7 protein-coding genes are annotated in these 9126 nt (G+C 54.4%); 4 read left to right on the top strand and 3 right to left on the bottom strand.

Annotated features, from left to right (window positions below; genetic code table 11):
- From IV04_RS24025 to msrA, 3 genes are all read right to left on the bottom strand, one after another.
- Positions 1-442 (bottom strand): SulP family inorganic anion transporter (locus IV04_RS24025; RefSeq protein WP_037441693.1); only part of this gene is annotated, 442 nt, incomplete at its 3' end.
- Positions 387-1718 carry a hemolysin family protein gene (locus tag IV04_RS24020; RefSeq protein WP_037396344.1) on the bottom strand — a complete coding sequence of 444 codons (1332 nt, stop codon included), beginning with the start codon at positions 1716-1718 and terminating at the stop codon, positions 387-389. The genes IV04_RS24025 and IV04_RS24020, both read right to left, overlap by 56 nt.
- Before the next feature lie 171 nt (positions 1719-1889).
- Positions 1890-2528: a peptide-methionine (S)-S-oxide reductase MsrA gene (gene msrA / locus IV04_RS24015; RefSeq protein ID WP_037396346.1), complete on the bottom strand. Its 639-nt coding sequence runs from the start codon at positions 2526-2528 to the stop codon at positions 1890-1892.
- Positions 2529-2895: 367 nt separating this feature from the next.
- On the opposite strand from msrA, the gene IV04_RS24010 reads away from it, so the two are divergent.
- The 4 genes from IV04_RS24010 to tnpA all read left to right on the top strand — a co-directional run.
- On the top strand, positions 2896-4632 hold the full coding sequence (locus tag IV04_RS24010; protein WP_037396348.1) for an autotransporter assembly complex family protein: 1737 nt from the start codon (positions 2896-2898) through the stop codon (positions 4630-4632).
- The gene (locus tag IV04_RS24005) at positions 4629-8399 is read left to right on the top strand and encodes a translocation/assembly module TamB domain-containing protein (protein ID WP_037396349.1); all 3771 of its coding nucleotides are present in this window, start codon (positions 4629-4631) and stop codon (positions 8397-8399) included. Before IV04_RS24010 ends, IV04_RS24005 begins: the two co-directional genes overlap by 4 nt.
- Positions 8400-8402: 3 nt before the next feature.
- A complete protein-coding gene (locus tag IV04_RS24000) occupies positions 8403-8753 on the top strand; it encodes a gamma-glutamylcyclotransferase (RefSeq protein WP_037396350.1) in 351 nt (116 codons plus the stop codon).
- Between the two features lie 176 nt (positions 8754-8929).
- Positions 8930-9126: IS200/IS605 family transposase (gene tnpA / locus IV04_RS23995; protein WP_152562960.1), on the top strand; the 197-nt coding region annotated here is incomplete at its 3' end.

Raw genomic sequence — 9126 nt, 5'->3', positions numbered from 1 at the left:
AAACCAACTGGCTCTTGCCGCCGTTAGCATCATTTACCGCCGTGCGCGAATCAGCACCGCTGATAGCAAAACCTTGCGACAATGCCGAAACAATGTTCACCAGACCGAGCGCGCGGAATTCAGCATCAGCATTCACCTCGTAACCATTTTTGGCTGCAAAACTCCGAGCGGTCAGCATCATGCTGACAAAGCTCACCACCGCCAAGTTCAGCGCCGGGATCACCATATCGCGCAGTAATCCTGGTTGAAAATCTGGCCACTGTACGATCGGCAGCGTGCCGCTGAAACCGCCGACGGTAATAATCCCATGCTGTTGCAGATTCCCGGCCCAGGTGATAAAGATTGCGGCCCCAAACGGGGCCGCTGACGTTTCTGGATCCAGGCACTTATGCCTGAGGAGATTCGTCTGGGTTTTTTGGTAATAGGCTAGCCGGTTTGTCACCCAGGCGCGTGACCAACAACTGGTCAATCTTGTAGCTATCGATATCCACCACTTCAAACTTGTACCCGGCATATTTGACGAAATCGGTACGTTTCGGGATTTTGCGCAGCATGTACATCATAAACCCACCGATAGTTTCATAGTTACCAGCCTGCGGGAATTCATCAATGTGCAACACGCGCATCACGTCGTCGATTGGCGTGCCGCCTTCAATCAGCCACGAACTTTCGTCACGCGCCACAATCTGCTCTTCCTGCCCTTGGCCGACCAGATCGCCCATCAGCGTGGTCATCACGTCGTTCAGGGTGATGATCCCGACCACCAACGCATATTCGTTGAGGATCACCGCAAAATCTTCACCCGCAGTTTTAAAGCTTTCCAGCGCTTCTGACAGGGTTAAGGTATCCGGCACGATCAGCGCTGAACGGATCTGCACACCGCTGCTCAGCACCAGGCTTTGGTTGCCCAGCACGCGGTTCAACAGATCTTTGGAATCGACGTAACCAACGACTTGATCGATGTTGCCATCACAGACCAGGAATTTGGAGTGAGGATGGGTAGAGATCTTCTCTTTAATACTCTCTTCGCTTTCGCGCAGATCGAAGTAGACCACGCTCTCACGTGAAGTCATCGACGAAGGCACTGTACGGGATTCCAGTTCGAACACGTTTTCAATCAGTTCATGCTCCTGCTTGCGCAGCACCCCGGCCAGCGCACCGGCTTCCACTACCGCATAAATATCATCAGAAGTGATGTCGTCCTTGCGCACCATCGGCAGTTTGAACAGGCGGAAGATCAGATTAGCCATACCATTGAAGAACCACACCATTGGCCGGAAGATCATGATCGAGAAACGCATCGGGTTGATGATCCGGACGGCGACCGTCTCTGGTGCAATCATACCGATGCGCTTCGGGGTTAAATCCGCGAACAGGATGAACATACTGGTCACCAGGACAAACGAACAGGTGAAGCTGAGTTGCTCCGACAGTTCCGGTGACATGAATCGGTCAAATAATACTTTGAACGTCGGTGAAAAGGCGGCATCGCCAACAATACCGCCGAGGATTGCCACCGCGTTGAGGCCGATTTGCACCACGGTAAAGAACAGGCCTGGGGTTTCTTGCAATTTAAGCACTCTGGCGGCATTGACGTTACCTTCGTCGGCCATCAGCTTGAGTTTGATCTTGCGTGAGGCAGCCAGAGAAATCTCTGAAAGCGAGAAAAACGCACTCACCGCGATCAGAAAAAGAATCAGTAAAATACTGTTTAACATAGTCTATCCATTCGTGCCGACGGGATGACGGCGCTTTTTCGGAGGGGGTACTTGTGAAAAAATTAATAATAACCAGACAGGCAGTTATCAGGCTGCAAACGCAGCCTGCATAGTATAGCAGTAGCCTTGTGAAGGCCGCCAGCGGTTAAAAATTTACCGTTGGTCAACGTGTTAACCCTGCGGTGGCAGACAAACCCCGATCCCACCCAGGCCACAATAGCCGCCAGGGTTTTTGTGCAGATACTGCTGGTGATCGTCCTCGGCATAATAGAATGGCCGTGCAGCAGCGATTTCGGTGGTAATGGTGCGTTGATCATTCGCCTCATGCATCGCCTGTTGGAAGCGCTGCAGACTCAGTTCTGCTGCGGCCTGTTGCTCGGGCGATAAAAAGTAGATGGCCGAGCGATACTGCGTGCCAATATCTCCGCCCTGACGCATCCCCTGCGCCGGATCGTGGTTTTCCCAGAAGATCTGCAGCAGGTGCTTATAACTGATGAGCTGTGGATCGAACACGATGCGCACCACTTCTGCATGGCCAGTCTGGCCACTGCACACTTCGCGATAGGTAGGGTTTGGCGTGAATCCACCGCTGTAACCGGCTGCTGTGCTGTAAACCCCAGGTTGTTGCCAGTACAAGCGTTCAACACCCCAGAAGCAGCCCATACCGAAGATGGCGATTTCCATCCCTTCGGGCACCAAACTCATCGAATGGCCCGTTACCGCATGTGTAGGGGCTATTGGCATGGGCGTCGTGCGGCCAGGCAGTGCGTTGGCTTGCTCAACGGCTTGGGATTTATCAAGGAATGGCATCACTGTTAGCTCCTGTTTTCACAGTAAGAATTGACTTAATAGCGGCGTACGTCAGTTGTAACTGGCAACTTCTTTGCCCACAATAAGCCTTATGTTGTGTTTATGTATAAGCTTAACGCAGTATTTTGAGCGCCAACAGCCAAGAATGCGTCTTGTTTTCGCTAACAGAAAATGCCTGGCTCCAGAGCAAAGGTATTGGCAAGAAATAAAATAGCTTCAGACTGCTGACAAAGCCGGTTATTAGGGGGAGCGTGCCGAAGGGGTCGTAACGGCGTAAGCCGCTCGGTGCGCTAGACCCGGGTATCTCGGGCCAGAAGACGACTTTGTCATCAAATTCAGCCTATTGGATAGGCTCTAAGGAGAACGTGTGCCACGCTACTTGGTCCTTTGCATTTTATGTGCGCTGTTCGCTGTGCCATCGGTGTTTGCGGCGAATTTGCGGCTACAGGTTCAAGGCCTGAGTGGGGATTTGGAAAGAAACGTCCGGGCGCGTCTTTCGGGGATCACGCCGGAAGAAGTGAGCGCCGAAGGGCGCTTTCGCGCACGAGTGGATGCGGCTATTCGTCAAGGTTTACGCCCACTGGGGTACTACGAACCCACGATTGATTTTACGTTGGACGATCGTCCGACGCTTTCGCGCCCGGTGCTGTATGCCAAGGTAAACCCCGGTGAGCCGGTACGCATTGCCGGAGTGAACATCAACCTGGAAGGCGGCGCGCGAACCGATGAGGACTATCTCAATCTGGTCAAAAGCAGCCGCCCGACCTTGGGGGAAATCCTCAACCATGGGGAATACGACAGTTTTAAAAATTCACTGACCGGGTTGGCGCTGCGTAAAGGTTACTTCGATGCCAACATGGCGAAGAGCCAGCTTGGTGTGGCACAAGAACTGCACCAAGCATTCTGGGACATTGATTTTGACAGCGGTGACCGTTATCACTTTGGTAAGGTGAAATTCCAGGGATCGCAGATTCGTGAAGACTATCTGCAGAATCTGGTGCCTTTTCATCAGGGGGATTATTACGACTCGAACGATCTTGCCGAGTTGAACCGCCGTTTGTCTGCCACTAACTGGTTTAACTCCGTGGTGGTTTCACCCGATTTTCACGGTGCCAATGAGCACAAGATTTTGCCGCTAGATGCGCTGGTTACGCCGCGTAACAGTAATATTATGGAGTTGGGGGGCGGTTTTTCTACCGATATCGGCCCACGAGTGCGTGGTACCTGGCGTAAGCCCTGGCTGAACGAGCGCGGTCAAAGCCTGACCACCAGTGCCAGTATTTCAGCCCCGGAACAGCAGTTGGATTTGACCTACCGCATCCCGTTGCTGAAAAGCCCATTGGAGCAGTACTACCTGCTGCAGGGCGGTTTCAAGCGCACCGATCTGAATGATACCAAGTCCGACAGTACCAAAATGGTGGTTTCACGTAACTGGGATCTCTCCAGCGGCTGGCAGCGGGCGTTAACCATGAGCTGGCGTTTAGACCACTTTACTCAAGGCCTGGTCACCGACACCACCATGCTGCTTTACCCTGGCGCTACCGTTAACCGCACACGTGCGCGCGGTGGCCTGATGCCGGTCTGGGGGGACAGCCAACGCTATTCTATTGACGTCTCCGACACGACCTGGGGTTCTGACGTCGATTTTGCGCTGTTGCAGGCGCAGAACGTCTGGATCCGCACCTTGGCAGAAAAACACCGCTTTGTGACGCGGGCCCAGGTAGGGTGGATTGAAACCAACAACTTCGACCGAATACCGCCAGACCTGCGCTTTTTTGCCGGTGGCGATCGCAGTATTCGCGGTTATAAATTCCAAGGGGTTGCGCCGCGTGATGACAGCGGTAAGTTGACCGGCGCTTCAAAAATGCTAACGGGCTCATTGGAATACCAGTACAACGTGACTGGCCGCTGGTGGGGAGCGATGTTTGTTGATTCGGGGGAGGCAGTGAACGATATCAGACAGCGGGATATTAAAACCGGCGCGGGCGTTGGCGTGCGCTGGCAGTCACCGGTCGGGCCGGTGAAACTGGATATTGCCGCACCGATTGGCGATCAAGATACCCACGGAATACAGTTTTATATCGGTTTGGGGCCTGAACTATGAGCCTGGTGAAAAAGATTTGTCTGGGGTTCCTGATCCTGCTGTTCCTCCTGATAGGAGCGGTTGCGTTCTTGCTTGGTACGACCACCGGCCTGCATATGGTGATCAATGGCGCGGTACGCTGGGTGCCGGGGCTGGAAATTGCAGCCGTCAGCGGTGGCTGGCGTGATTTGACGCTGAAAGGCGTGAAATACCAGATGCCGGGCGTGGCGGTTAACGCCGGGCAGTTTCATCTATCGCTCGATCTCGCCTGCCTCAGACACAGTTCACTGTGTATCAATGCGTTGACGGCGCAAGATGTGGATGTGGTGGTAAAAACTGCTGAAATACCGCCATCCGCTCCGGCACCGGCAACCAGTGAACCGCTCACTGACCTCAGCACGCCATATCCGATCACGCTGCGTATGCTGGCGTTGAATAACGTTAAAGTCAGCGTGGACGACACCGCGATCGCACTCGGCGAGTTCCAAACCGGCGCACATTGGCAGCAGCGGGCATTCACGTTGCAGCCAACGTTAATCCGCTCTTTGCTGGTGGCTTTGCCGAAAACGCCAGCACTTGCCGCTGATGCGTTGACACCGAAGAAAGCGGAGGCCACGCCAGCAGAAAAACCGTTAGCGGAAACGCTGCGAGCCTTGTTCAGCAAGCCATTGCTCCCTGAGTTACCGGAAATCCACCTGCCGCTCGATCTCACCATTGAGAAAATCAGCGGTGAACAGTTGCGTTTGACCGGGGATAACGACGTCTCGATCACCAGCCTGTTGTTGCAGCTCAGCACTCAGGATCAGCATGTTCAGCTCGACAGCTTCGACGTGAAATCGCCGCAGGGGTCGCTTTCGGCCAAGGGGCAGGCGACGCTGAGCGGCAATTGGCCAGTCGCCATGACGGTCAACAGTGCGCTGAACATCGAGCCGCTGAAAGGCGAGAAGGTAAAGCTGAATATCAGTGGAGCATTGCGTGAAGAGCTAAAGCTGGTGCTGAATCTTTCAGGCCCGGTGAGTGCTCAACTGGATGCGCAAACCCAACTGGCACAAGCCGGGTTGCCACTGGCGATGACGTTGCAAAGCCAGCGGTTGAAATGGCCGTTGACCGGCGAAGCACAGTATCAGGTTAACGATTTACGCCTGCGCCTTAATGGCAGCGCGGCTGATTATGCGTTGTCGACCCGTGCCAATTTCCAGGGCCAAGACCTGCCGCCAGCGGCGATTACGCTGGATGGCAAAGGCAACCTCGAACAGTTCCGGCTTGAACGCCTGCGCTTGGCGGCACTGCAGGGCAATACCGATCTCACCGCGCTGGTGGACTGGAGCAAAGCGATCAGTTGGACGTCACAATTGACGCTCAGTGGTATCAATACCGCCAAGCAATGGCCGGAGTGGCCAGCACGGCTGGATGGTAAAATCACCACCCGTGGCAGTGTGCACGGCGGAAGTTGGCAACTGCAGGTGCCGGTATTGCAACTTGATGGCAATGTGAAGCAAAACAAGGTCTCGGCACGCGGCACGCTCAGTGGCAACGCGGCGGGGCAGTGGCGAATACCGGGTATTGAATTGGCGTTGGGGCGCAATACGCTCAGTGCGAAGGGCCAGCTAGACGCACAAAACTGGAATCTGGATGCCAATATTGATGCCCCGCGTCTGGATGGGGCGCTGCCAGGGCTGGGGGGCACGGTAAAAGGCCAGCTCAAGTTGCGTGGCAACCTGCAGGCACCGCAACTGCTGGCGGATCTCACTGCGCTGGGCCTGCAATGGCAGGCGCTGCACATCAACCGGGTGAAAGTGGACGGCGATGTGCGTTCGGCTGATCAGATCCAGGGGCAGTTGACCATACGGGTGGAACAACTGAAGCAGGATGCGTTGCAGGTTAACCTGCTGACCTTGGATGCTCGCGGTAGTGAGCGCCAGCACCGGTTGCAGCTGAATGTCGATGGCAAGCCGGTTTCGGGTCAACTCCAGCTTACCGGTAGCTTTGATCGCCAGCAGCAGCGCTGGCGCGGCGATCTCAACAATACCCGCTTCGACACGCCGGTAGGTGAATGGCGTCTGACCAGAGCTATCGCGCTGGATTACCTGAATACGCAGCAGAGAATCAGCATTGGGCCGCATTGCTGGCAAAACCCCAATGCCGAGCTGTGCGTGCCAAGAACCATTGAGGCCGGAGCCAGTGGCCAGGCCAGCGTCGTGCTCAACCGCTTTGATCTGGCGATGATTAAACCGTTCCTGGGCCCGGATACCGCATTGAGTGGTGCTTTCAGTGGCCGGGCGGAGGTCAGTTGGCAACCGGGTGGGGCGTTGCCACAGGCGCGAGTTTCGCTGGTGGGTAACCGTGTGAAAGTGGTGCAGCAGATGCAGGGCAGTGCGCTGCCGATCGCATTTGAGACGCTCAATCTCAACGCGGGTATGAACAATGGCCGTGTGCAGGCGGACTGGCTGATCAAGCTGGTCAACAATGGGCAGTTTAACGGCAACGTTCAGATCGCCGATCCGCAGGTACGCCGTAATATCAGTGGCAATGTGAATATCACCAATATCTCGATGGAGCTGCTGAAACCGCTGCTGACGCAGGGCGAAAAGGCTTCGGGGATGCTGAATGCCAATCTGCAACTGAGCGGCAGTGCGCAAAGGCCGCTGGTGTTTGGCCGCTTGGCGCTGGATAAGGCGATGATCACCGGCCACTGGATGCCGTTTGATATGACCGAAGGCCGCTTGGCGGTGAATTTCAACGGCATGACCTCGACGCTGGAAGGGTTACTCAGCACCACTCATGGGCAACTGAACCTGGCGGGGGATGCAGACTGGCATGATATCAAGGCCTGGCGTGCGCGCATCGCTGCCAAAGGCAATAAGCTGCGCGTGACGATACCACCGATGGTGCGCATTGACGTCTCGCCGGATCTGGTGTTTGAGGCGACGCCGCAGCTATTCTCACTCAACGGTTCGGTTGATATTCCGTGGGCGCGTATCACAGTGCAGGAGTTGCCGGAGAGTGCAGTGGGTGTCTCCCGTGATGAAGTGATGCTCGATAATCAACTGAAACCGATCCAACCAGCCACTGCTGCGATCCCGATCAACAGTAATCTGATGGTGCGTATCGGCAACGACGTGCGCCTGGACGCCTTCGGTCTGAAAGCCGTGCTGCGTGGCAATCTGAGAGTGCTGCAAGATCAGAATGGGCTGGGGCTGAATGGGCACATTGATATTCCTTCAGGGCGCTTCCACGCCTATGGGCAGGATCTGATCGTGCGTAAAGGTCAGTTACTGTTCTCTGGCCCGCCCGATCAGCCATTGCTGAATATTGAAGCGATCCGTAACCCGGATGCTACCCAGGATGGGGTGGTTGCCGGGGTACGCGTGACTGGCATGGCCGATGCACCAAGGCTTGATGTGTTCTCTGACCCGACGTTATCCCAGCAGGAGGCGCTGTCTTACCTGTTGCGTGGCCAGGGGTTAGGGGCCACCGGAGCTGATGGCAATGCGATGACTTCAATGTTAATTGGCATGGGGGTTGCACAAAGTGGTCAACTTGTGGGTAAAATCGGCGAGGCGTTTGGCGTAAGTAATCTGGCCCTTGATACCGAAGGAGTTGGTGACAGCTCTCAGGTTGTGGTGAGCGGATATGTCCTCCCTGGCTTACAAGTAAAATATGGGGTGGGGATATTCGATTCGCTGGCCACGCTGACGTTGCGATACCGCCTGATGCCTAGGCTGTATCTGGAAGCAGTGTCTGGTATTGACCAAGCACTGGATGTGCTCTATCAGTTTGAGTTTTAAGCTATGCGAATCATTGTTTACGGCAGTTTACGACGCAAGCAGGGGAACAGCCATTGGATGACTAACGCCCAATGGCTGGGTGAACATGAGCTTGATGGCTATCAGCTTTACAATCTGGGCCATTACCCTGCGGCAATCCCTGGAGAGGGGGTGATACATTGTGAAGTGTATCGCATTAACTCATCGATTCTGGCAGAGCTGGACGAATTGAAAAGTAATACCAGGGACTATAAACGTGAATTGATTCAGACACCTTATGGGAGTGCGTGGATCTACCTGTATAAACACAGCGTAGAGGGTTTTCCACGGATCGAGTGTGGTGACTGGCTGAAGCGTTTAGACAAAAAGCAATAAAAAAACGCCGCTCACTGAGCGGCGTTTCTCATTGTATTCAGGAAACCCCCAGCTAGGCTGGGGGTTCCGTAAAGCTTTCAGCTTTGGGCCAGTTATAAAAACCCCTTTTGATTTGTTAAAACAGTTTGCGGTCTGGCAACTGCAAACGTTCAACAAGAAATCAAAAGGGGGTCCCAATGAGGGACGAAAAGAGCTTAGCGCACACGCGATGGAACTGTAAATATCACATAGTTTTTGCGCCAAAGTACCGAAGAAAGGTGTTCTACGGTGAAAAGCGTAAAGCGATAGGCAGTATCTTAAGAAAGCTATGTGAATGGAAAAACGTGAATATTCTGGAAGCGGAATGTTGTGTGGATCATATCCATATGCTTGT

It is taken from the genome of Serratia sp. Ag1 (assembly GCF_000743355.1).
GTDB lineage: Bacteria > Pseudomonadota > Gammaproteobacteria > Enterobacterales > Enterobacteriaceae > Chania.
The sequence above is the reverse complement of the archived record's forward strand: the minus strand, read 5'-3'. Positions and strand labels throughout refer to the sequence as shown.